This is a genomic window from Staphylococcus sp. HMSC036D05, from assembly GCF_001836225.1.
Lineage (GTDB): Bacteria > Bacillota > Bacilli > Staphylococcales > Staphylococcaceae > Staphylococcus > Staphylococcus caprae.
The window spans coordinates 270616-294452 of the sequence record NZ_KV827773.1 but is presented as its reverse complement, the minus strand read 5'-3'; the positions used below and the strand labels follow the sequence as shown (position 1 = coordinate 294452).

General features: G+C 33.7%; 22 protein-coding genes. 10 read left to right on the top strand and 12 right to left on the bottom strand.

Translation table 11 applies throughout. The features are described 5' to 3' along the window. Nucleotides 1-195: 195 nt before the first annotated feature. Nucleotides 196-1596 carry an MFS transporter gene (locus HMPREF2580_RS01925; RefSeq protein WP_070830213.1) on the bottom strand — a complete coding sequence of 467 codons (1401 nt, stop codon included), beginning with the start codon at nucleotides 1594-1596 and terminating at the stop codon, nucleotides 196-198. A gap of 538 nt (nucleotides 1597-2134) precedes the next feature. Between HMPREF2580_RS01925 and lrgA the strand changes: the two genes are divergently transcribed. Beyond that, a complete protein-coding gene (gene lrgA, locus HMPREF2580_RS01920) occupies nucleotides 2135-2581 on the top strand; it encodes an antiholin-like murein hydrolase modulator LrgA (RefSeq protein ID WP_037541652.1) in 447 nt (148 codons plus the stop codon). Nucleotides 2582-2584: 3 nt separating this feature from the next. Next, a complete protein-coding gene (gene lrgB / locus HMPREF2580_RS01915) occupies nucleotides 2585-3286 on the top strand; it encodes an antiholin-like protein LrgB (RefSeq protein WP_002444173.1) in 702 nt (233 codons plus the stop codon). A 126-nt stretch (nucleotides 3287-3412) separates the two neighbouring features. On the opposite strand, the gene HMPREF2580_RS01910 is transcribed toward lrgB, so the two are convergent. From HMPREF2580_RS01910 to HMPREF2580_RS01895, 4 genes are read right to left on the bottom strand one after another with little or no spacing between them, the layout of a single operon-like run. After that, nucleotides 3413-4099, bottom strand: coding sequence for an ABC transporter permease (locus HMPREF2580_RS01910; RefSeq protein WP_002444175.1), 687 nt, complete (start codon nucleotides 4097-4099; stop codon nucleotides 3413-3415). Then, nucleotides 4099-5043, bottom strand: coding sequence for an osmoprotectant ABC transporter substrate-binding protein (locus HMPREF2580_RS01905; RefSeq protein ID WP_172594631.1), 945 nt, complete (start codon nucleotides 5041-5043; stop codon nucleotides 4099-4101). The genes HMPREF2580_RS01910 and HMPREF2580_RS01905 overlap by 1 nt, the downstream gene beginning before the upstream one ends. 21 nt (nucleotides 5044-5064) lie before the next feature. After that, nucleotides 5065-5700, bottom strand: coding sequence for an ABC transporter permease (locus HMPREF2580_RS01900; protein WP_002444179.1), 636 nt, complete (start codon nucleotides 5698-5700; stop codon nucleotides 5065-5067). Next, entirely contained in the window at nucleotides 5700-6971 is a 1272-nt protein-coding gene (locus HMPREF2580_RS01895; protein WP_070830212.1) for a betaine/proline/choline family ABC transporter ATP-binding protein, read from the bottom strand. The genes HMPREF2580_RS01900 and HMPREF2580_RS01895 overlap by 1 nt, the downstream gene beginning before the upstream one ends. Nucleotides 6972-7485: 514 nt before the next feature. Here HMPREF2580_RS01895 and HMPREF2580_RS01890 point away from each other — a divergent pair. Next, nucleotides 7486-8538, top strand: coding sequence for a 2,3-butanediol dehydrogenase (locus HMPREF2580_RS01890; RefSeq protein ID WP_002444182.1), 1053 nt, complete (start codon nucleotides 7486-7488; stop codon nucleotides 8536-8538). 167 nt (nucleotides 8539-8705) lie between these two features. Here the strand turns inward: HMPREF2580_RS01890 and HMPREF2580_RS01885 are convergent, their stop codons facing one another. Beyond that, nucleotides 8706-9305, bottom strand: coding sequence for a YdeI/OmpD-associated family protein (locus HMPREF2580_RS01885; RefSeq protein WP_070830211.1), 600 nt, complete (start codon nucleotides 9303-9305; stop codon nucleotides 8706-8708). A 184-nt stretch (nucleotides 9306-9489) separates the two neighbouring features. On the opposite strand from HMPREF2580_RS01885, the gene HMPREF2580_RS01880 reads away from it, so the two are divergent. Beyond that, the gene (locus HMPREF2580_RS01880) at nucleotides 9490-11169 is read left to right on the top strand and encodes an APC family permease (protein ID WP_002444186.1); all 1680 of its coding nucleotides are present in this window, start codon (nucleotides 9490-9492) and stop codon (nucleotides 11167-11169) included. A gap of 326 nt (nucleotides 11170-11495) precedes the next feature. After that, nucleotides 11496-12854: a carboxylesterase family protein gene (locus HMPREF2580_RS01875; protein ID WP_070830210.1), complete on the top strand. Its 1359-nt coding sequence runs from the start codon at nucleotides 11496-11498 to the stop codon at nucleotides 12852-12854. 42 nt (nucleotides 12855-12896) lie between these two features. On the opposite strand, the gene HMPREF2580_RS01870 is transcribed toward HMPREF2580_RS01875, so the two are convergent. Continuing rightward, nucleotides 12897-14063 (bottom strand): MFS transporter, encoded by a 1167-nt coding sequence (locus HMPREF2580_RS01870; RefSeq protein WP_070830209.1) that lies wholly within the window; start codon nucleotides 14061-14063, stop codon nucleotides 12897-12899. A 516-nt stretch (nucleotides 14064-14579) separates the two neighbouring features. On the opposite strand from HMPREF2580_RS01870, the gene HMPREF2580_RS01860 reads away from it, so the two are divergent. Further along, the gene (locus HMPREF2580_RS01860; protein WP_070830207.1) at nucleotides 14580-15251 is read left to right on the top strand and encodes a response regulator transcription factor; all 672 of its coding nucleotides are present in this window, start codon (nucleotides 14580-14582) and stop codon (nucleotides 15249-15251) included. Continuing rightward, nucleotides 15244-16713, top strand: coding sequence for a sensor histidine kinase (locus HMPREF2580_RS01855; protein WP_070830206.1), 1470 nt, complete (start codon nucleotides 15244-15246; stop codon nucleotides 16711-16713). Before HMPREF2580_RS01860 ends, HMPREF2580_RS01855 begins: the two co-directional genes overlap by 8 nt. A 72-nt stretch (nucleotides 16714-16785) precedes the next feature. Here the strand turns inward: HMPREF2580_RS01855 and fetB are convergent, their stop codons facing one another. The 4 genes from fetB to lnsB form a co-directional block, all read right to left on the bottom strand. Then, nucleotides 16786-17562: an ABC transporter permease gene (fetB, locus tag HMPREF2580_RS01850; protein WP_070830205.1), complete on the bottom strand. Its 777-nt coding sequence runs from the start codon at nucleotides 17560-17562 to the stop codon at nucleotides 16786-16788. Further along, entirely contained in the window at nucleotides 17555-18217 is a 663-nt protein-coding gene (locus HMPREF2580_RS01845) for an ABC transporter ATP-binding protein (RefSeq protein WP_070830376.1), read from the bottom strand. Before HMPREF2580_RS01845 ends, fetB begins: the two co-directional genes overlap by 8 nt. A gap of 148 nt (nucleotides 18218-18365) precedes the next feature. Next, complete coding sequence (locus tag HMPREF2580_RS01840; RefSeq protein WP_070830204.1) at nucleotides 18366-19154, bottom strand: CPBP family intramembrane glutamic endopeptidase; 789 nt, start codon at nucleotides 19152-19154, stop codon at nucleotides 18366-18368. A 19-nt stretch (nucleotides 19155-19173) separates the two neighbouring features. After that, nucleotides 19174-19956 carry a CPBP family lipoprotein N-acylation protein LnsB gene (gene lnsB / locus HMPREF2580_RS01835; RefSeq protein ID WP_070830203.1) on the bottom strand — a complete coding sequence of 261 codons (783 nt, stop codon included), beginning with the start codon at nucleotides 19954-19956 and terminating at the stop codon, nucleotides 19174-19176. 158 nt (nucleotides 19957-20114) lie between these two features. On the opposite strand from lnsB, the gene HMPREF2580_RS01830 reads away from it, so the two are divergent. Continuing rightward, complete coding sequence (locus HMPREF2580_RS01830) at nucleotides 20115-21692, top strand: FMN-binding glutamate synthase family protein (protein WP_037541653.1); 1578 nt, start codon at nucleotides 20115-20117, stop codon at nucleotides 21690-21692. 74 nt (nucleotides 21693-21766) lie between these two features. On the opposite strand, the gene HMPREF2580_RS01825 is transcribed toward HMPREF2580_RS01830, so the two are convergent. Next, nucleotides 21767-22234 (bottom strand): YehR family lipoprotein, encoded by a 468-nt coding sequence (locus HMPREF2580_RS01825; RefSeq protein WP_002444202.1) that lies wholly within the window; start codon nucleotides 22232-22234, stop codon nucleotides 21767-21769. A gap of 180 nt (nucleotides 22235-22414) precedes the next feature. On the opposite strand from HMPREF2580_RS01825, the gene HMPREF2580_RS01820 reads away from it, so the two are divergent. Together HMPREF2580_RS01820 and HMPREF2580_RS01815 are read left to right on the top strand one after the other, a co-directional pair. Continuing rightward, a complete protein-coding gene (locus HMPREF2580_RS01820) occupies nucleotides 22415-23491 on the top strand; it encodes a M42 family metallopeptidase (protein ID WP_070830202.1) in 1077 nt (358 codons plus the stop codon). A gap of 25 nt (nucleotides 23492-23516) precedes the next feature. Then, nucleotides 23517-23705, top strand: coding sequence for a hypothetical protein (locus HMPREF2580_RS01815; protein WP_070830201.1), 189 nt, complete (start codon nucleotides 23517-23519; stop codon nucleotides 23703-23705). Nucleotides 23706-23837: the final 132 nt, after the last annotated feature.

Below are 23837 nucleotides of genomic sequence, written 5' to 3'. Positions count from 1 at the left end.
ACTTTTGTTACTGCGCGTCAATGCATCATAAGTATTTTTTCTAAATTTTCTGTTAATTTTACCTGTAAAATAAGACTAGGAGATTCAATATAGTTTCACAGTTCCTAAAAGGCTCATGCTATTCAGCAGGCAACTTGCCTTCAATGCTTTGTTTACCTTTTAGAAACAAAACTATTTTTCCTAGTCTTAAATCACTTATAAATTTGATTGTTTTTTCGGTACTAAAATTAAAATCGATACTAGAGCAATGAATGCAACAATGGCATTGAAAATGACGCCGGTAAAACCGCCTAATGATAAGTTTAATTGAGAAGCAAGCACACTATAAACTGTACTTGAAATTGCAACACCAAAGGCATTACCTAAAGAGGAAGCCATTTTGTATACACCTGAAGCAACACCAACTTTATCGTCTGGTGCTTGAGCTACTGCAGTATCTGTTGATGGCGTGGCATAAATTCCTAAACCTGCACCAAATAGTAAATATCCTACAACGCTTGCTGTGATATACCAGAAATCTGGGAGAAATGTTAACGATAGTAAAATTAACCCTAACACCGTTAGACCGCTTCCCATGAGTAACGGGCGCTTAGGTCCTAACTCTTGCAAAATTTTCTCGCCTACACGAATCATAATTAAGACGGCGATTAAATATGTAAGTGAAATATAACCTGTTTGTTGAGAATTAAAATCTAATTCTTGTTGGTAGTAAGTATTAACTACTATTAAAGCACCACCAGCTACACCATTTAACATAAAGTTAGAAATCGTCGCGCCTGTATAGCCTTTATTTTTAAATATCTCGAAATCAACAAGTGGATGTTTGACTCTATTTTCATATATCACAAAGGCAATTAAAGAAATGATAAACACTGCGATTAAACCCAAGATGATAGGAGAAAATAGACCATAATTTGATGTTTGCGTAATGATAATATTAATACTTAACATACAAACGACAAGAATGACTAAGCCTATGACATCAAACTTCTTAGACTTGGATGGTTGGTTTCCAATAGGTTCTGCTTTCGTTTCAGGTGTGTGTTTAATTAGAAACATAGCCAGTATAGTCAATACAATTGAAACGATAAAGATAGAACGCCAACCTAAATTGGTAGCCATCATACCGCCAAATAAAGTACAAACGCCACTACCGCCCCATGATCCAATTGACCAATAACTTAAAGCACGTTGCCTAGCTGTACCAATATAATATTCATTGATAATTGCTAAGGTTGCCGGCATAATACAAGCTGCTGACAAACCTTGAACGGCGCGACCAATGATTAATAGACTTGGTAAAGGCGTGATGATAATAAGAACTGAACCAATGATATTTAAGGCCAAACCGATATACGTGAGTTTGACACGACCAAATTTATCCGCAAAGTCTCCGGCCCCAACAATAAATAAACCTGAAAATAGCGCTGATAAACTTACGGCGATATTTATCGTACCAATATCACTGTTATAAGATGATTGCAACGGCACGACCAAATTAACCAACGACTGCGCAAATAACCAAAATGTGATAACCCCTAATATGATACCTAATAATAGGCGGTTATCTCCCCTAAATGCTCTTGAATTATCCATCAATCACTTTTCCTCCTATTGAATTAGAAACCCTATTCATGAAAGACTAACTCATCTTAATATAATTTCCCGAAACAACTTTCTAAAAGTTTCCCCTGCTTTTTTAGAAATAATACATTAAGAAACTTTATCACACATCAATTCTCTTTTTAAATCATATAATACTTAACAATAATTAGCTTAAATAATGATGTGTCACGTGAGTTATCTTAATTTGTACATTAATTTCTTATAATTTTTAGAAAATTTGTAAATATAGAAACATATTCTACACTATCTACTTTGATTTTTCCATACTCTACTGAATACGTATATCAACATATTTAATCATCCATGCCAGTCTTTATAGGAATGTAAGTGCTTTATTCAACGATCTTGAAAATTTTCCCCCGTTACTATACATGAAGAAATAAGTCTAAAAAATATATTTTTTATGGCGATTTATTAACGTTTTAAATATTTGTATAAATTAAACACCACTTAAAAAATAATAAGTATTACAATGTGTTTTATAGAAAGTAAAGGAGGAATTATTGTTTTGATAAACTCTAATTCGAATAATGAAGATACGAAAGTTCAACAAGGAAAAACATATCATTTTTTCCAACAAGCTTTAACATTAGCTGCCGTCTTACTTATTGCTAAAATTATCGAATCATTTATTCCGATTCCAATGCCAGCTTCAGTGATTGGTCTCGTTTTGCTATTTATTGCATTATGTACTGGCATCGTCAAACTAGAACAAGTTGAAACAGTAGGAACAGCACTAACGAATAATATCAGTTTCTTATTCGTTCCAGCTGGTATTTCAGTAATCAATTCTTTGCCTATTTTAAGCAAAAGCCCAATATTAATTATATTATTGATTATTATTTCTACTATCTTGTTACTCGTCTGCACTGGTTTCGCCTCTCAACTCTTAGTGACGAAATCATTATTCCCTTCTAGAGAGAAAAATAAAGAAACGAGTCAAATCGGAGGTTAAACAATGATTGAACATTTAGGAATCAATACACCCTACTTTGGAATTTTACTGTCATTAATTCCATTTGTGATTGCTACATATTTCTATAAAAAGACGAACGGGTTCTTTTTATTAGCACCTTTATTTGTCAGTATGGTTGTGGGGATTGTATTTTTAAAAGTAACTGGCATCAGCTATCAACAATATAAAGTTGGTGGTGACGTTATTTTCTTCTTCTTAGAGCCGGCTACAATTAGTTTCGCTATTCCGTTATATAAAAAACGTGAAGTATTGAAAAAATACTGGCTTGAAATCTTTGGTGGCATTGCAATTGGAACAGTGAGTGCACTGATGCTCATCTATCTAGTAGCAAAAATATTCCAATTTGGTTCTCAAATTATTGCATCAATGTTACCTCAAGCTGCAACGACAGCTATCGCCTTACCTGTATCTGAAGGTATCGGTGGGGTTAAAGAATTAACGTCATTAGCCGTTATTCTTAATGCGGTTGTGATTTCTGCGCTAGGTATTAAAATAGTTGAACTATTTAAAATTTCTAATCCTATCGCTAGAGGTTTAGCATTAGGGACAAGTGGTCATACGTTAGGTGTCGCTGCTGCTAAAGATTTAGGAGAAACGGAAGAATCAATGGGTAGTATTGCCGTAGTTATCGTAGGTGTTATTGTGGTAGCTGTTGTGCCTATACTCGCACCCATCTTACTATAAAAAATTTATATCATTTCTTATATAACATCTTAAGATATTAATCACATGATAATAGCTCCTAAAATGAAGTTTTGTAATAACTTCTTTTAGGAGCTATATTTTGTATTAAGTATTCATTTTTTGATATTAGCTTAATTTTTGAACTTGGTGTTCTTGTCCTTTATTTTTACGGGTTGGGTCTAAACGTTTTTCTAAGAAACGTAAGCCAATATCTATAATAATAGCTATTAATGCGATTGGAATGGCGCCAGCTAAAATGAATGTTGTACCATCAGTTGAATTCGTACCACGAATAATAATATCTCCGAGTGTTGGTGCCCCGATAAATGAACCGATCGCTACAATACCAATGGCTACGACAAGCGCAATTCTAATACCTCCAATAATTACAGATAGTGAGAGTGGTAATTCAATCATACGGAGTACTTGGTTACCAGTCATACCCATTCCTTTGCCAGCATCTTTAATATTGTCATCTACTTCGACAATACCTGTGTACGTATTTTTAATAATAGGAAGTAAAGAATATAGGAATACGGTCACTACCACTGTCGTCGGTCCAAGACCCATTGCCAACATTAAAATGGCTAACATCGCAATAGCTGGTACAGTTTGAATAACATTTGCAATTGTTATGACGATCCATGATAAACGTTTATATTTCGCTATAAAAATACCAACCGGTATTCCAATGATACATGCAAATAAGACACCATACACTGACATCAATAAATGCTTAAAAAATAACTCTAAAAGGAAGGCCCAGTTGAGAGAATAATACTCTAATATTGAATGTAATAAATTACCTTTCATTATTTTTGACCTCCTTTTTCATCATCAAAATAATGATGTTTCTTCAGATACTCTTCTGCAATCACTGCTGGTTCTTTCCCTTTACCATCTGCTTCATAATTTAATTTCTGCATTTCTTTCGTCGTAATTCTACCTTGTAATTTTTTCAAAGCTTTATCGATTTTTGGATTATCTTTTACAAGTTTTTCTGTAGCTAACGGACTGCCGTCATATGGTGGGAAGAATTTACGATCATCTTTTAAGATTTTCAAATCATAAGCAGCGATACGACCATCAGTGGAATAACCGACGGCTACATCTAACTTTTTATTTTTGAGTGCATCATATACAAGTCCGATTTGCATAGGACGTGCACTATCAAATTTAAATCCATAATCTTTAACGAAAGCAGGATAACCATCTCCAGCACGGTTCATCCATTGTGTGTCCATACCTAAACGTAATTTGTCTTTATACTTTTCTAAATCGGACACTTTTTCTAAATGATACTTTTTAGCAGTTTCTTTTGTGACCATAAATGCATAAGTATTCGCAAAACCTAAAGAATTGTAATATTTTTGGTCATATTTCTTTTTAAACAAACGTTGTGTTTCTGACATTGCTTTTTTAGGATCTTTAGTCGGTTTCGCATCAAGTACACTCGTAAGTTCTGTACCGGTATAACGAACCGCTGACATATTGACATCTCCACGTTGTAACGCATTATGTTGGATAATACTAGACCCTAAGTTACCTATTAAAGTTGGCTTAATTTTACCTTTTGTTTCATGTTCAATCATTAACTTTTCCATGTTAGCTATAATCTTTGTTTCACTTGTTTCTGTTGTTGTAATTTTGACATCATCTTTTGCATTGCCATCACCAAGGCCTGGTAAACTACATCCAGATAATACTAAGAGAGACAATGCAATGAGAATAACTGTATATTTCAAATGTTTCATCAATGACGTTTCCTCCCTTTTTAATTATCTAGATACTTTAAGACCTTTAGGCACTACCCACTTTTCAACTAATGAAAGTAAAAAGTCGACGATTAATGCTAAAAGTGTAACCAAAATTGCTGCACTAATAATCATAGGTGGTTGATAGAGATTTAAACCATTAAATACAAGGTCTCCTAAGCCACCTGCACCAACGTAACTTGCAAGTGTAGCCCAACTAATGACATACACACTTGAGAGACGTATACCACTGATAATTAAAGGCAACGCAAGTGGTAACTCCACATCTTTCATTAACTGCATCTTAGTCATTCCCATACTTTGACCTGCTTGAATGACGTTTTTATCAATATTTTTCACACCTAATACTGTATTATTTAAAATCGGTAATAATACATAGATAAATAAAGCTACAATTGCGGGTGTTTTACCTACACCGAAAATCGGAATCATAATAGCTAACACTGCGAGCGTAGGAATCGTTTGAAGCACCCCTGCGATTGTTAACACAACATTAGCTGTACGTGTCGTTTTAGATAACAAGATGCCTATAGGTACTGCTACAACAATTGCGATGAGTAATGCAATAATAGAAATATAGAAATGTTCTATCGTTTTTGATACTAGTTGACCGCCATACTCATGGAAGAATGCACCCATTATTGATCAACTCCCGTTTTCTGAGTATCGTCAGGCTCGTTGGCTCCTTTATGTTGTAACTCCGATTCTTGCGCAATATTCTCTTCTTGCTCTTGTTGTACACGATTGTGGGAACCATTTTCAGAAGAGGTCTCAACCTTAGTAGTCTCACTTTCGTCTTCACCCCAGATGGAATCGTAAACGATATCTACTAAGTTGGCGCGGGTAATCAAGCCAATGAGTTGGTTATGATCATCGACGACTGGCACATTTCTTACATTACGTTTAAGAATGGTACGCACAGAATCTTGCAATTTCGAATCAATATGTACTTTATATACGTCACGTTGCATTGTATCGATAAGTTCTTTACCTGTTCTTAAACCTTGATTAATGTCTTCGATATCTAAGAACCCTAACAACGTGTTGTGATTATTCACAACGAAAATCGTATCTACACGACGTTGTCTCATCACATTGACCGCATCATTTAATGAATCATCTGCATGAACAGTTACCGGCTTAATCATGGCACCTTCTACTGTCTTCATGTTCGGACGATCTTGAATAAGACGATTTTGACCAATGAAATCTTTAACGAAATCATTAGCTGGATTTCTTAAAATATTATCTGGCGTATCGTATTGAACGACTTGCCCTTTTGACATGATACAAATTTTATCTGCCAATTTGATGGCTTCATCCATATCATGTGTGACGAAAATAAATGTTTTACCTAATTTTTGTTGCAATTCTTTAACTAAATCTTGTAACGTGTCACGAGTAATTGGATCAAGTGCTCCGAACGGTTCATCCATTAAAATGATGTCTTGTTCAGCAGCCAGTGCACGTACGACACCGATACGTTGTTGTTGACCCCCTGATAATTCTGCAGGATAACGATCCAAATATTCTTCAGGTAAATCTACTAATTTAATTAATTCTTTCGCTTTAGCATCTTTCTTTTCTTTAGACCATTTTAAGAGTTTAGGTACCAAAACAATGTTCTCTCTAATAGTCATATGTGGCATTAATCCGATTTGTTGAATGACATAACCAATACTTCTACGCAATTCAACAGGATTCATATTACGCACATCTTTCCCATTCATCGTAATTTGGCCGTCAGTTGCCTCAATCATACGATTAATCATACGTAAGGCAGTCGTCTTACCACTACCACTTGTCCCAATAAATGCGATAAATTCTCCTGATTCAATATCCAAAGAGATACTATCAACCGCTTTTTTATTCCCTGAATAAATTTTGGTTAAGTTTTTGATACTTAACATAGTTGTGTTCCCCTTTCTTGTGGTTAAAGTAACGAAGCTCATTTTCAAAAATAAAAGACCTCAAGAGCAGTTGTTAAACAAATAGTTTCATAAGTTAAACAAGAGCGCAGAGGCCTTTGCTTTTAAAATTTTAAATATGTAATCATACATGAGTAATAACAGAGCTTGCTCAAAACTGTACACTCATGGGCTAGCTTGAACTTCGACCGTTACATAACTATATACCCTATATTATTTTATTAAACATTGCTCACGGGCACATAGTAACAATTTTTTAAGTTAAAGTTTTTATAAAAAAGCAATGATATCTACATTTATAACATTGGAAAATTAATTTTCAGTGAGAAAAAATAGGAAATTAAAATTTCGTGAATTATTTCACATAATTTTGCCGTAAACTATTGAAATCCCATAATAATAGTATTATTCTCAAAGTGTAATAAGAATTATTACGCTAATCAAAAGACTGAAGAAGTTTCGGATGTCAAATTTACAATTGAGGGGTTGTTAAATTATGAAGGCAGCAGTCTGGTATGGACAAAAAGATGTACGTGTAGAGGATCGCGAACCTAAAGCATTAAAAGATAATGAAGTTCAAGTGAAAGTATCATGGACAGGTATTTGTGGCACAGACTTACATGAATATTTAGAAGGACCTATTTTCATTTCAACAGACAAACCCGACCCACTATTAGGTCAAAAAGCACCTGTGACGTTAGGTCACGAATTTTCAGGTGTAGTAGAAAATGTCGGTAAAGACGTTACGCGTTTCAAAAAAGGTGACCGTGTTGTTGTAAATCCTACAGTTTCTAAACGTGAAAAAGAAGAAAACATCGATTTATATGATGGTTATTCATTTATTGGTTTAGGCTCAGACGGTGGATTTGCTGAATTCACAAATGCACCTGAAACAAATGTATATCATTTACCTGATAATGTAACAGCACGTGAAGGCGCACTTGTAGAACCAACTGCCGTTGCAGTACAAGCAGTTAAGGAAGGCGAATTATTATTCGGTGACACTGTTGCAGTATTTGGAGCAGGACCAATTGGTTTATTAACTGTTATCGCAGCGAAAGCGGCTGGTGCAAGTAAAATCTTTGTCTTCGATTTATCTGAAGAACGTTTAGAAAAAGCGAGAAGCGTTGGTGCAACACATACCTTCAATTCTGCAAATGTAGACCCAGTGAAAGCAGTTTACGAACATACTGACAATGGCGTAGATGTATCATTTGAAGTCGCTGGCGTAGGTATTACATTACAACAATCTATCGAAGTAACACGTCCTCGAGGCACATCTGTAATTGTGGCTATTTTCGGTCATCCGGTAGAATTTAACCCACTACTACAAATGAATAAAGGTGTTAAATTAACAACTACAATTGCTTACACTCCTACAACGTTCCAACAAACTATCGACTTAATCGCAAACGGTAGCTTAAATGTTAAAGATGTAGTTACTGATGAAATTGAGTTAGATAATATTGTTGAAAGTGGATTTAATCAACTTGTAAATGACAAATCTCAAGCTAAAATTTTAGTACGTTTGAATGGCGACCAAAAATAATTCTATAGGAATTTAGAGTGAAATAAAAAAGAGTGAACAAGTTGGAATCTGTTCACTTAGAACTGTCGATAAAGTCTTTGGCTTTATCGGCAGTTTATTTTGATTCGGGTTGAGTCGATGTGATTTTGTCGTGCTGTCGTGCTGTCGTGCTTTAGATAAATTCCGTTTTATTTATCTTGCATACCTTTTCCATTTAAAATACGATCCACATACTTTTCAATTCGATTAATACGTGTTTGACTGCGTTTTGCTTGTGAGAAATGGTACAGGTATTGATGTTGTCGTCCAGGTGTTAACTGATAAAAAGCTTCTTTAAGTTGTGGATTATCTGCAAATTTCTGTTCTAATTCTTCAGGTACTTCATAGTCTTCATTTTTCTTCATCTCAACTTTTTTACCTGCTTTTTCAGTTTTAATTGCTTCATTTAAATAATATTTAATTTCCTCTTCGCGATTTTTAATTTCATCTAAACTTTCGAATCGAAGTTGACGTGCTGCTTGTACTTTTTCAGTTTGTTGAATTAATGTCCCATATTTGTCTTCTAAGATGGCACCTTTATGGAAGAGAAGCGCCACATAATGTTTAAAGCCGTGAATGAGAACCACGTTCTTTTCATTTAATGTATAACACGGGTGCATCCATTTATAAGTTTCTTCAAGTTCTGTATCTTGAAAAATTAAATCTCTAAGAAATTGATAACATTCTTGCCATTGACTATCTTTATTCAAAAATTCTTCTACTTTTTCATTTTTTTGTTTATTCACCATTATTTAATCTTTCCAATCCTTTTATTTAGTATTAAAGCCTATTATATAATTAATTTTCAGAAAAATCGAATTATGCAAAGTTTATTAAATTTATACAAATACACAATTTGACTATTAAATAATCTAGCGTATAATTGTAGCGTAGTAATTTGTTGAATTTTTCAGCATATAAAAAGGAGTAATTATGGAAAAAAATAATAAATCGAAAAGTAGTAAGATTAACCTCTCGCAACTCGTCTTACTAGGACTTGGTTCTCTTATCGGTTCTGGTTGGTTATTCGGTGCATGGGAGGCTTCATCTATCGCGGGTCCAGCCGCCATCATTTCTTGGATTATTGGTTTCGTAGTTATTGGTACGATAGCTTACAACTATATCGAAATCGGAACAATGTTCCCTCAATCAGGCGGTATGAGTAACTATGCACAGTATACTCACGGATCACTACTTGGATTCATTGCGGCATGGGCCAATTGGGTTTCACTCGTAACAATTATCCCAATTGAAGCTGTTTCTGCTGTACAGTATATGAGTTCTTGGCCTTGGGACTGGGCTAAACCTATGGGAGCTTTAATGAAAGACGGTTCCATCAGTACGATTGGTTTATTTGCCGTTTACATCATTATCGCAATCTTCTCACTTTTAAACTACTGGTCAGTTAAATTATTAACTTCATTTACAAGTTTAATTTCAGTGTTTAAATTGGGAGTACCTTTATTAACAATCATTATGTTAATGATTTCAGGATTTGATACAAACAACTATGGTCACTCAGCAAGTACGTTCATGCCATATGGTAGTGCACCAATCTTTGCTGCAACAACAACATCAGGTATCATTTTCTCATTTAATGCATTCCAAACAATCATTAATATGGGTTCTGAAATTAAAAATCCTGAGAAGAATATTGCACGTGGTATTGCGATTTCACTAACATTAAGTGCAGTGTTATATATCATTCTTCAAAGTACATTTATTACTTCAATGCCAAGTTCTATGATTCATGAACATGGTTGGAATGGTATCAACTTCAATTCACCATTCGCAGATATGGCGATCTTATTAGGAATTAACTGGCTTGCAATTTTATTATATGTTGAAGCCGTAGTATCTCCTTTCGGTACTGGCGTATCATTCGTCGCAGTTACTGGTCGTGTCTTACGCGCTATGGAAAAGAATGGTCATATTCCTAAATTCTTAGGAAAAATGAATGAAAAATATAATATTCCGCGTGTTGCCATTGCATTTAACGCGATTGTAAGTATGATTATGGTTACATTATTCCGTGATTGGGGTACATTGGCAGCTGTTATTTCCACTGCAACACTCGTTGCTTACTTAACAGGTCCAACAACAGTTATTTCATTACGTAAAATGGCACCTAAGATGACACGTCCATTCAAAGCGAACATCTTGAAATTTATGGCACCATTGTCATTCGTTCTTGCGTCACTTGCAATTTATTGGGCAATGTGGCCGACAACTGCAGAAGTTATTTTCATTATTATTTTAGGTTTACCAATTTATTTCTTCTATGAATATAAGATGAATTGGAAGAATACTAAAAAACAAATCGGCGGTAGTTTATGGATTATCATTTATCTTATCGTTCTAGCCTTCTTATCATTCATAGGAAGTAAAGAATTCAAAGGTATGAACTGGATTCATTATCCATGGGATTTCTTAGTGATTGCGATCGTCGCATTAATCTTCTATCAATTAGGTACAACAAGTTATTTCGAAAGTATATACTTCAAACGTGCTAATAAATTGAACAAGAAGATGGGCGATAAATTAAGAAAACGCCGTAGAAAAGCAAGACATAAAGATTGGAAAGAAAGAGACCGCCAAGAACAAAACAACTAAATCACATGACCTAACGCTCGAGATCAATGTCTCGAGCGTTAAGTTTGTCAACAAAGTAAAATAAATTAAGCAGACTGATAGAAAACCCTTGTCAATGGAGGATTCGTACTTACTTAAAGGAACGTCTGAATTTTTAATTCATACGTAAGTTTCACTAACTTCTATAGAAGTAGTGAAGCTTTAGATTTTACTACTAGTAAATGAGCTAGGCATGCATAAGACGACGATGAGTGAAAGGGTTTCTCTACAGTTTGCCGCTCGAGATCAATGTCTCGAGCGTTTTTTAATGTTAATATTTAAAATAAGATCATTAAGGAGATGAAGAGATGGTAGAAGTTAAAGTTAAGGGCGGAACGATTAAAGGAATCAGCGATGGTCAAATTGATAGTTTCTTAGGTATCCCCTATGCGCAACCATTCAATACAGCTTCACGTTTCAAACATTCTCAATTGAACCATGGAATCGGCAACTCAAATATTGATGCAAGGAAGGTCCAATCTATTCCACCTCAACCTTATAATGCGCTTGAAGATTTCTTTTCAACTCAACAAAATGGTTTTAACAGTTTTATACAAAATGAAAATTGTCTGTATCTCAATATATGGAGAAAAAGTTGTAGCAATAAGATAAAACCCGTAGTTGTTTATTTTTACGGGGGTGGATTTACGCAGGGCCATGGAACAGCAGAGTTATATAATCCTTACCATATCGTTGAAAAAGAAGATATCATTGTCATTACATTTAATTATCGCCTAGGTGCATTAGGCTTTCTAGATTGGTCAGCGCTAAACCCTCAATTTGATTATAACAACGGGCTTTCAGATCAGATGAATGCTTTAAAATGGGTGCATCATTATATTGAATACTTTGGTGGTGATCCTAACAATGTGACTTTAATGGGACAATCTGCAGGGAGTATGAGCATCCATGCTTTAATGCAAGTACCTGAATTAGATACGTATTATCATAAAGTCATGTTGTTAAGTGGTGCGTTATTTAATGAAACTAAAGAGAACGCTCAATTAAAGGCGAATCAATTTTCAACGTTGATCAATACCTATTACCCAGGAAAATCTCTTGAATCTCTTACTCACGAAGACATCTTACACCTTATGGATTTACATGAATCAGAACGAGGTAAATCGAGAAGTCTAGATTTAATTTATCGTCCTATTCAAAGCTCTATAATGACAAGAACGATAGATGACTTTCCGAAACCAGTATTCATGAATTTTACAAGTTCTGAAGGTGACATTTATATTGAAAATGAATCAAGAACACTCTCACCTTCACGTTTTGTCGAAGTAATGAAATTGTATGATATAGAAATCTCTAAAAATCATGCACAAACTGCACAACAACAAAGAGAGCTCATCACTCAATACTACTTTAAAGAACCAACAATCGACCTTTTACAACATATACATACACCTCATAAATGGCTCGCACGTTTTGATTGGTGCCATCCGAATAGTACACATTTTAAAACTGCTTATCATATTCTCGATATCGTGTTTTGGTTTGGCCATTTAGATATTTTAACTACAAATCAATATGACATCATTAAAAGTGATATAGACTTAAGTCAGCGCATGATATCAGATTTAGCATATTTTGCAAGATATAGTGAAATGCCTTGGTCTCCGTATCAACGTGATACGCAATTTACTTTTATATACAAATAAAACTGGTACGCTCATCTTCTCTATTCATGAGCGTACCAGTTTTTAATTTTTAGCATAATGAATATTCTTTAAAGTTAAAACAACAATCAGGCCTAATAATCCAATAATTGCACTTGTATACGTCACAGCTTGAACGGATAAATGTGACATGACTAATCCACCAACGATGCCACCAAATCCAATTCCCGCGTTAAGACTGGACATATTCCAACTCATAACCTGACTCGTATCACCTTCAACATGTTCAATGATACCGCTTTGAATAGCTGGATTCGTGCTCCACTGCATAATATTCCAAATGAATAACCCAATCAGTAATATCACAGTTCCAGCTAGAATTTGATTTAATATAAGCATCATGATGATGAATATCGATACTGAGATGATTAACCATCGCTTACTTGTAATCTTATCTGAAAAGACACCACCAAGTGATGTGCCAATGACACCCGCAACACCATTAACGAGTAATGCGAGAGAAACAAATGACAATTCATGCCCCTTAGATAATATCAATGGATTGATATACACAAATGTCACTGAATTTGCTACAAGCACGAGAAATGTGATAATGAGATATTTTACTATTTCAGCAGGTCTTAAAATACGTGATGGTGTTTGCGTTTCATTTTCAGAAGAAGGATTGGCATGTGCTAATTCATGATCTTTAGGAAGATACATCATCATTAGTAAACCAACTACAACACTGACCAGCATAATAAATAAGAACGTGAAACGCCAACCAACCCAATCGCCTATCATCGTTCCAATAGGCACACCAAAAACATTTGCACCACTAAATCCAGTATAAACCACGCCTATCATCTTACCTCTATTCTTAGGTTTAGTCAGCATGGCCGTAAGTGCTAAGACTTTAACGATGATTAGCGACGCTGCTGCTGAAGATAAAATTCGTCCAACCACTAGAATTGGGAAATTTGGCGCAATCGCAATAATACCATTACCAATAATAAAGACGAATAGCGTCCACAATAAAACAGGTCGTACTGAAAATCGGTTTGTCAGCTTCACTAAAATTGGACCACAAATTGCGAACGTGAGGGCGTACATCGTAACGAGCTGTCCAATGACCGCTTCTGAAACATGAAGATCTTGACTCATCAAATTCATGATTCCAGCAACCATCATTTCGACCATTCCCACAATAAAAACACTCAATATAAAAGTTGCAATTCGCACAATAGACATAATGAATCTCCTTTCTCAAAAAATAGATTGTCTTAGAAAGATTTGTAGACAAAAATAAAAACAGCTACAAACTATTTTAAAGATTCGTAACTGTTTCATTATATAATATAAAATTCATTTTTGGTGTCTATTGCGTTAATTTTTATTTTCACCTTCATTTAAAAAGTGATGTCTTATATACTCTTCGATAATAATGCATAATACCATACTTATCATCAGTGTGTACATTAGATAATCATTGTAAATGAGGTCTTTATACACAATATTAAAATGATAATATTGATTTAGTAATATACAAATAAATCTTGTAAATAAAACGACTCCAAATAGTGTCGCTATAATACTTAATACATTTGCAAGTCCTCTCATCTTATTACCTCTCTTTTAATTATTAATGCCAGTATAGAGAGGTAAACTTAAAATCATTTTATACTTACCTTAATTCTTCCTTAAATCTTGTAATATTCATAGTTTATTTAAGTATTTAGAATTAAACTAAAGTTGAGGTGTCTATATATGAGTAGAATTTTAATTATAGAAGATGATAGAGATATCCAAGAACTTATAAAGCTATCTTTAAGCAATCAGGGGATTAAAAGTATTGATTGTGCATCAGAAATTGATAAAGCAAAAGAAATGATTGAACAAACACATTACCAAGTTATTTTGTTGGACTTAAATTTAAACTCTGAGGATGGTTACCAACTTATTAAATACGTGAATTTAAATGAAACTGCCATCATAGTAGTTACAGCCAAAAACACTTCCATTGATGTGTATAGAGGGTTTGAAAATGGTGCAGTAGATTACATAAAAAAACCATTTGATCCAATGGAATTATACTATAGAGTAGCATTGCATTTAAATAATGATAAAACGAGTTATTGTTATAAAAATCTTAAAATTGATTTTAATTCTACAGAAGTTAAGGTAAAAGATAAAACTATAAATTTAACTTCAAGAGAATATGATTTATTACTTTTTCTTGTAAATAATAGAAATCAAGTTCTTTCTAAAGACCAAATTTATGAGAAAGTTTGGGGATTTCACACGAGTGTGGATGATAATACTTTAATGGTTCATATTAGAACGCTTAGAAAAAAGATTGAGTCCGATGCCAATCATCCTCAATTAATAAAAACAGTGAGAGGCAAAGGATATATGTATAAGGAAGTTAAAGATGAATAAGAGATTTACACTTAAGTTCTTTAAATACTTGGCGATATTTTTATCAATCAATTTAATATTAACCCTTACTACTATTATATTCGTTATATTTTTTTCGTTTAAATATATTTACGGTGATTTTAGAAATTTGGATCCTGATTACTTCAATTTGTTCTCAAACAAAACTGAACCAGATAACCACCTAAAAAACTTAGCTAGTAAAACCAACACTCAGATTTATATAATTAATAATAAAGAAAAAGTAATATATCCAAAAAATAAATCAAATATATCCATAAAAAATGAAATATCAAAAAATATCAATTACGCTCATTCTATCCCCTTCTATAAAGGTGGTTACTTCGTATTTATTTATAAGAATAAATCTCATACTTCAATAAAAAATATTGATGATGTTAGTACAAGTAAATTATTAGATAGCATTGCAACTCAAGACTTTAATAAATATCGTTATAATCTAAATAACAATCAACAAATAAGTTTTTATAAAAATACCAATCAAAGACCTGTACTAGGTCCTGATGAAGTTTCAACTTCAAATGATATTAAAGGCTATGAGCTTTATATCGTATTAGCTATATTTATCATATTAGATATCATCTTAGCATTAATTACAGCCTATTTTGTATCTAAGCGACTAACTAAACCTTTATTTTTCTATACAGACTGGATAAAAAATTTATCCAATGGAAAGCTGTTCAAGCCTGAAGAAGGTAAAATCAAGAAAAGATCAAAAAAATTATACACGGAACTTAATGAATCTTTGTCTAATCTCAATGATCAACTTTTGAATGACAGAATCTATCAAAATCAAATCAATTATTATAAAGAAAAATGGTTAAACCAGATATCTCATGACTTAAAATCTCCTTTAACTTCGATATATGGATACTCTAAATTAATTAAAGTAGCAGATACCCAAAAGCATTATCAGAATTTAATTATTGAAAAAGCTCAATATATGAATAAATTAATTGAGTCTTTAAGTACCAATTTTGATGTGGAAACTTCTCAAATGAAAAGTGACAAACAATCGTTTAATATACAACAAACTATTAATAAACTTATTTCTTCCTTGAATTACTCAAAAATTCATGTGGGCTATTTATTCGAAGCTAAAACAAATTTTTATGGAAATAAACTATATTTTGAAAGGTTGTTCATGAATTTAATAGATAATAGTATTCAACATAATAAATTTAATCCTTCAATTGAAATAGAACTAGAGAAAAATGAATCTCAGTTAATCATAAATTATAAAGATAACGGGGAGGGATTTGATAAAAATATTAATCTAGAGGATGTTTTGGAAAGAAGTGTCACAACAAAAAGAGATAAAAAGAATCATGGTGTGGGATTCTCTGTTATCAAAGAAGCAATTAATTATCATGAAGGAGACATTCAAATTTTACAATGTTATGATGCTATTCATTTTAAAATAACACTTAAAGAAAATATCTAAATATGGCAAAAAATGGAACGCTTATATGCAAATTCAAAGCATTAGATAAGGCGTTCCATTTTCATTTATTTATCAATCATCTTCTTTAACATCTGCGGTTCTTGCGATAAGTTGGTGTCGTGCATTAAAGAATTGTCCGTAACTCATGTAAGTTGCGATTAATGCTGACATAATCGTTGCGGTTGTATGTATAAATACAACTAACAATTGGAATTTAATAGCCTGTAAAGGTGGTACGCCCCCTATAATCAATCCTGTCATCATTCCAGGAATTGAAACAAGACCATACGTTTTAACTGAATCAATCGTAGGAACAATAGCTAAACGTATACTTTCTCTAATAGAAGATTTCGATGCCAACTTAGGTGTAGCAGCAAGGGTTAACTTCGATTCTATGCCTGAAATATCTTGAACAAATGCCCTATCTAAATTCTGATAAGCTAGGTTAATCGCAATTAAACCATTATTCGCCAACATTCCTCCGATTGGAATGACTTCGTTAGCTGTAAACTTAATCGCGCCTGTAGCAATCGTACCCGCTAATGGTAATGCAGTACCTACAAAGATAGCTACGAATGAAATCCAAAACACATGATGCATCACTGGTGAAGCACGACTAATTGTATTCCATGATGCATTAATAATAATCACTAACACACAAATCATTAATAACCATTTTTCATTAATTTTGAAAATATAATGTAGTAAAAAGCCTAAGATTATTAATTGTATAGCAGCTCTTATAGTAGCTATGACTAAATCTTTAATAATATGTAAGCCTTCCTTGTACGAAATAAATATTGGAATTAATAATAACAGTGCTGTTAAACACAATGCTGTACTACTCATGCCCGCTCAACTCCTCATCATTCGAAATTTTACCATCAGTGATTGTAATCCTTCTTTGAAAATGACGCATACTTTGGTCATCACTATGAGTAATCCAAAGAATCGCTATCCCCTTTTTAGCGAATTCAAAGATAATCTTTTCGATGTTTTCTTTATTTTTAGTGTCTAAAGCACTTGTTGACTCATCTAACAGTAAGACTTCAGGTTCATACATAAGTTGACGTGCAATCGTAATTCTTTGTCGTTCCCCACCTGACATGTGTTCTATCTCAGCATCTAAATCATAATTGCCTAAACCTACTTGATTGATGAGTTGCTTTGCCTTTTCTTTATCAAACTTATCCCCTCTTGCTTCACAAGGAAATTTCATATTATCTTCAATAGTTGAGCCAATCAACTCACTCTGTTGCATAAGATAACTTACACGAGATCTTAATTCTTCTGGAGAGTATTCTTCGTACAGCTTATCATGCAAATAGAGTTTTCCTTTTGTAGGGCTAATTAAATTGTTAAGCTGTTTTAATAACGTACTCTTCCCACTTCCAGAAGGCCCAATGATAGCAATCGTTTCTCCTTTTTCAATATTAAGGTTGATGTCGTCTAATATAGTTCGCTTATCCGCTTCATATGTAAGATTTTCTACTTTTAATAGCAAGACTAACGCTCCTTTCTCTGAACCCATTCGTATTTATATTCCCTAATATAAGATTTTTAACTAGAGTCATTAAATATTTATATTTTCTGATTATTTAATTTATCTTGAAAATAAAAAAGCACACGCCTCAACGTGTGCCATCAACTTATCAAGTAAATACCATCATAATAAATGATATTGTATTAATCGTCATATGCATTGTAATTGTAGTAGCAAGGTTCCGACCACTAAAGTGATAAGCGGCCACGATACCTGTCGCAATAATTAAGTATGGTCCTATTTCAAAAGGTGATTTCGCATCAATACAATGTACGCCCGCAAATATAACAATAGATATCACGTACATCACACCATACGTCAGTTTCTTACCTAATTCGTGAATCAGTAAATGTCTAAATAATAATTCCTCTACAAATGGTGTAAGAATTGCGATATCAATGTAAAGAAATGGAATTAACCATCCATGCGTGAACATTTTTGCTATTTCTTTATTATTTTCAGTGTCTTCAAATTGGAACCTTTCTGGTAAAAATTCCATAGCGTATCCATATAATGCACTGAATAAATAAATGAGTACGATTGTGCCTATAATTAATATAATATGTTTTCTAAGTGCTTTAAAACGAGATATCGCAATGGGTACAATTGTTTTACGATGCATAAGATAAAAAGATAATAGGAAAAGTAATTGTCCTATTATTGTACAAACTGATGTCGCATTCATAAAGTAGTCAAATAGATAATTCTCTGATAAAAGCGGATTTAATGCTCCCCAAAAAATAGTAATTAAAAATCCTAATATTATCGGTAATACCATGTACGAAAATACATAAATTGGGATTAACCAAAAATCTCTTTTAACTAATCTTTTTGAAGCAAATTCATTATTAAATGAAGGATAAGCTTGATGATGTTGTTCTTGTGATTCGCTAACCATTTCATACTCCTTTTATTTTTTATAAGACAAAATGTATATATAGCATTTCTATAAAAATGAGCAATTGAATGCTCGCCTGAAAAATATATGCTGAAGCCAGATTTTCACCTGATTTCACATAAATATATGTCGCACCGCTCGCAATTAACAAATAAGGTATCAATTCAAGTACAGATGCCATATCGTAAACATGAACCAATGCTTCTGCAACAATTGAAACAGCAATCGCTAATTTTTTATTCAATTTCTTACCTAGTTCATGAATAACAAGGTGACGATAAATCAACGCTTCAACCATTGGGCGTAAAATAACCATTGAAATAAATGTGAAACCTATTGCGATAGGATGTAAAAATAAGCCTTCCACGCGACGTTCATATTGTGTCGCATTATAACTCAATGACAATGGTAAGAATTGTACTAGCCACTCAATAAGTAACATTAGCACAAATACAATCATCACCACAATAACGATGTGATTTACATGTTTTTTGGCAAAATAAAATTGTCGGCGTGCAATATTCGCAATATGCCGTTTATGTATAGCAAAAAATAAAAATAAGACTAAAAATTGTGCTAGTACAAAACTGATACTTAATGAAAGATTATAAAACCACTCTGGCGGTGCATGTTGTGTAAGCATCGCAGTAACGCCAAGTGTTCCGAATACAATGATAATAGGTATGATACTTTGAAAAATGATAAATGCGGGTATGAGTATGAAGTCTTTTTTGACTATATGATTACTTCCCCATAACGGCGTAAGTTGTTCTTTCTTTGTCGACTGTTGTTCCCTATCCATAGTTCACCTCTAATCATCCAATATCATTACATTACCATTTAAATGTACTTAGGTAATAATTTCAATCTAATTTTTAAAATAATTTTACTCTCTTTCATTGTAAAACGCATACATTGTTGTATCATAAAACTATATAAATTGTTTTAGGGGGAATGTTTATGTCTTTATTGACTACGATGCAATTTATAGTCAATATCATTATCATGGTTGTGCTATTAAGCGTCGTTATTATAGGGTTAATCTGGCTATTTAAAGATAAAGGTCAAGATCAACATAGTGTACTTAGAAATTTTCCTGTTTTAGGACGTATTCGTTATATTTCTGAAAAAGTCGGTCCTGAACTACGACAATATTTCTTCGCTGATGATAATGAAGGAAAACCATTTTCAAGAAATGATTATAAACACATTGTGCTTGCAGGTAAATATAACTCTCGAATGACGAGTTATGGTACTCAGACTGAGTATAAAGATGGATTCTACATACAAAATACAATGTTTCCACTTCAAGCAACTGAATTACATGTCGATAATTCAGACTTAATTTCAACATTTTTATACAAAATAGAAAATGAAAGATTATTTAGTCGTGATGAACATAGAAAAAGATCAGAAATTGATCCTTTCTTCTTATCAGATGAACATGCAGTTGTATTAGGAGCTGAGCTCAAACATCCATTTAAGATTAAACGTCTCGTCGGTCAATCAGCAATGAGTTATGGTGCCCTAGGTAAAAATGCTATTACTGCATTATCTAAAGGCTTATCTAAAGCAGGTACGTGGATGAATACAGGTGAAGGTGGCCTTTCTGATTATCATCTTAAAGGTGATGGTGATATCATTTTCCAAATTGGGCCTGGACTTTTCGGCGTGAGAGATAAGGAAGGACGCTTTAACAAAGACATGTTTTTACAATTGGCAGATCGTAAAAATATTCGTGCGTTCGAATTAAAATTAGCTCAGGGTGCTAAAACGCGTGGTGGCCATATGGAAGGCAATAAAGTCACAGAAGAAATCGCTAAAATCAGAAATGTTAAACCACACGAAACAATTAATTCACCTAACCGCTTCGACTTTATTAATAATCCAGAAGAGTTACTTAACTTTGTACAAAAGATTAAAGATTTAGGTCAGAAACCTGCAGGATTTAAAATTGTCGTAAGTAAAGTTGAGGAAATCGAAAGTCTTGTAAAAACAATGGTAGAACTCGATATTTATCCAAGTTTTATCACTGTAGATGGTGGCGAAGGTGGTACAGGGGCTACCTTCCAAGAACTTGAAGACGGCGTTGGTTTACCTTTACTAACTGCCCTTCCAATTGTTTCAGGTATGTTAGAAAAGTATGGTATCAGAGATAAAATTAAAATTTTCGCTTCAGGTAAATTAATTACACCAGACAAGATTGCTATCGCATTAGGATTAGGTGCAGATTTAGTTAACGTCGCAAGAGGCATGATGATTAGTGTAGGTTGTATTATGAGTCAACAGTGCCACCTTAATACATGTCCTGTAGGCGTAGCAACGACAGACCCTAAAAAAGAGAAAGCACTTATCGTAGATGAAAAGCAATACCGTGTGACGAACTACGTGACAAGTTTACATGAAGGATTGTTCAACATCGCAGCGGCTGTCGGCGTAACAAGCCCTACTGAAATTTCAGCAGATCATATCATTTATAGAGAACTTGATGGCGCTACACAAAAAATAAAAGATTATAAACTTAAATTAATTTCATAAATAAAAATAAAAAGAGTGCGGTGATTCAACTGAAACATCGCACTCTTTCTATAACTATAGGTTTATTGTATAACCTATTCTTCATCATTCATTTTACTTTTTTCTTTTAGACCATTACGTTTGAGCTGTTTAACAATTTTATGCATACTCACATGATCATCTTTAACAGCTTTAGCAGACTCAAATCCTAAATTTTTCTTCAATTTATCAACGTCTACGTCTTTATAATCAATTTCAATATGCTCTACAGCCTTTTGATCTTTGTAATCAACCTTGTATGTCACACCTTTAAGACCTTTAAACGTTTTCTCATCTTTCTTAAATATCTCTTTCGCTTGTGACTTATCAATTCCTAAATCATCGTACTTCAATGTTCCAATCGTAGACTGCTTAAGTACTTCATCATCTTTATATGTCAGTGATGTAATGACGTTCTTACCATTGACATCGCCTTCATATGTCTTCGTACGTTCTTTACTACATGCTGTAAGTGCAACAGTACTTAAGACTATCACTACTAAAAGTGAAATCACTTTTTTCATTGTTGTCGCCTTCTCTCGTCTATTTTTCTTATATAAATTATACCACCTTCCCCTCGAATATGTTACTTATTCACTCCACTCATTTTTTCGGAAAATTAAATTCAAAACATCACAATCACAAATAGCAATTCTCACAAATGTTATACTATATTCAAAGACTTATTATTGGAGGCAATGGTTATGCCAGAATCTAAAGCATTACTCAAGTCATTAACCGACGTTAATGGCATTGCTGGACATGAACAGCAAGTAAAATCATTAATGAAAGACTATTTAACACTTGTGAGTGATAACATCATCGAAGACAACTTGGGTGGCATTTTCGGGAAAAAGAACGCTCAAAATGGTTCAAAATCTTTAATGATTTCAGGCCACTTAGACGAAATTGGATTTATCGTGACTCAAATTGATAAAGATGGCTATATTTATTTCACGCCTATCGGAGGTTGGTGGAACCAAGTGATGTTATCTCAAAAAGTGACAATCACGACTGAGGATGGTAAAGAAATCAGAGGTCTCATAGGTTCAAAACCGCCACATGCACTTACACCTGAAGAACGTAAGAAACCCGTTGAAATTAAACATATGTATATAGATATCGGTGTGGCAAGTAAAGAAGAAGCTGAAGCAACAGGCGTGGAACTCGGCAATATGATTACACCTTATAGTGAATTCGAAACGCTAGCGAATGAGAAATATTTAACTGCGAAAGCGTTCGACAATCGTTACGGTTGTGCATTAGCTGTAGACGTTCTCAATCGTCTTAAAGATGAAAGCATTGATATTAACTTATACGCTGGCGCAACAGTTCAAGAAGAGGTTGGTTTACGCGGCGCCAAAGTTGTGGCCAATCTTATCAAGCCAGACTTAGCCATCGCAGTAGACGTTGGCGTGGCCTTCGATGTTCCAGGTATGACAAATGAAAAGAACGAAGGTAAATTAGGAGATGGACCACTTGTGATTATGATGGATGCCACTAGTATTGCCCACGATGGTTTCCGTAAACATATTAAATCGGTAGCTCAAGCTCACAATATTCCTGTTCAATGGGCTACAACTCCAGGTGGTAGAACGGATGCAGGTAGTATCCATGTTGCCAATGAAGGTATACCTACGATTACAATAGGTGTCGCACTCAGATACATGCATTCTAATGTTTCAGTTTTAAACACGGATGACTATGAAAATTCTGTCCGTCTTGTAACAGAAATTGTCCGTTCACTTAATGATGAAAGTTATCAAGCATTAATGTGGTAATTCAAATTAATTAAGGAGGCGAATCATGTTTTCTAAAAATGATGACAAAAAAACATCAATTTTTGGAGCAATGAAATGTTCAAATTGTGGAAAAGAGATAGGTAAAGAGGAACAATTAACGCTTAAAGTAAAAGCAAAGGATTTGAAAGGTTATACGCATTTAGCAAATTGGGCTGATGCACAATACAAACTATGTGAAGATTGCGCCCAATAACTACAGAACTCAATATTCATAATCTAAATAAACCCCAGTCATTTGAACATTGACTGGGGTTTTGACTATAGACAAATCCTTTTAAATATAAGGTTAGTATACCAATACTGCGTATTGCTTAGCTCCCTTGCC

Coding starts and splice junctions, on each gene's coding strand:
- HMPREF2580_RS01925 (WP_070830213.1), bottom strand. CDS start 1,596: ATGGATAATTCAAGAGCATTTAGGGGAGATAACCGCCTATTATTAGGT.
- lrgB (WP_002444173.1), top strand. CDS start 2,585: ATGATTGAACATTTAGGAATCAATACACCCTACTTTGGAATTTTACTG.
- HMPREF2580_RS01910 (WP_002444175.1), bottom strand. CDS start 4,099: ATGAAAGGTAATTTATTACATTCAATATTAGAGTATTATTCTCTCAAC.
- HMPREF2580_RS01900 (WP_002444179.1), bottom strand. CDS start 5,700: ATGGGTGCATTCTTCCATGAGTATGGCGGTCAACTAGTATCAAAAACG.
- HMPREF2580_RS01895 (WP_070830212.1), bottom strand. CDS start 6,971: ATGTTAAGTATCAAAAACTTAACCAAAATTTATTCAGGGAATAAAAAA.
- HMPREF2580_RS01890 (WP_002444182.1), top strand. CDS start 7,486: ATGAAGGCAGCAGTCTGGTATGGACAAAAAGATGTACGTGTAGAGGAT.
- HMPREF2580_RS01885 (WP_070830211.1), bottom strand. CDS start 9,305: ATGGTGAATAAACAAAAAAATGAAAAAGTAGAAGAATTTTTGAATAAA.
- HMPREF2580_RS01880 (WP_002444186.1), top strand. CDS start 9,490: ATGGAAAAAAATAATAAATCGAAAAGTAGTAAGATTAACCTCTCGCAA.
- HMPREF2580_RS01875 (WP_070830210.1), top strand. CDS start 11,496: ATGGTAGAAGTTAAAGTTAAGGGCGGAACGATTAAAGGAATCAGCGAT.
- HMPREF2580_RS01870 (WP_070830209.1), bottom strand. CDS start 14,063: ATGTCTATTGTGCGAATTGCAACTTTTATATTGAGTGTTTTTATTGTG.
- HMPREF2580_RS01860 (WP_070830207.1), top strand. CDS start 14,580: ATGAGTAGAATTTTAATTATAGAAGATGATAGAGATATCCAAGAACTT.
- HMPREF2580_RS01855 (WP_070830206.1), top strand. CDS start 15,244: ATGAATAAGAGATTTACACTTAAGTTCTTTAAATACTTGGCGATATTT.
- fetB (WP_070830205.1), bottom strand. CDS start 17,562: ATGAGTAGTACAGCATTGTGTTTAACAGCACTGTTATTATTAATTCCA.
- HMPREF2580_RS01840 (WP_070830204.1), bottom strand. CDS start 19,154: ATGGTTAGCGAATCACAAGAACAACATCATCAAGCTTATCCTTCATTT.
- lnsB (WP_070830203.1), bottom strand. CDS start 19,956: ATGGATAGGGAACAACAGTCGACAAAGAAAGAACAACTTACGCCGTTA.
- HMPREF2580_RS01830 (WP_037541653.1), top strand. CDS start 20,115: ATGTCTTTATTGACTACGATGCAATTTATAGTCAATATCATTATCATG.
- HMPREF2580_RS01825 (WP_002444202.1), bottom strand. CDS start 22,234: ATGAAAAAAGTGATTTCACTTTTAGTAGTGATAGTCTTAAGTACTGTT.
- HMPREF2580_RS01820 (WP_070830202.1), top strand. CDS start 22,415: ATGCCAGAATCTAAAGCATTACTCAAGTCATTAACCGACGTTAATGGC.
- HMPREF2580_RS01815 (WP_070830201.1), top strand. CDS start 23,517: ATGTTTTCTAAAAATGATGACAAAAAAACATCAATTTTTGGAGCAATG.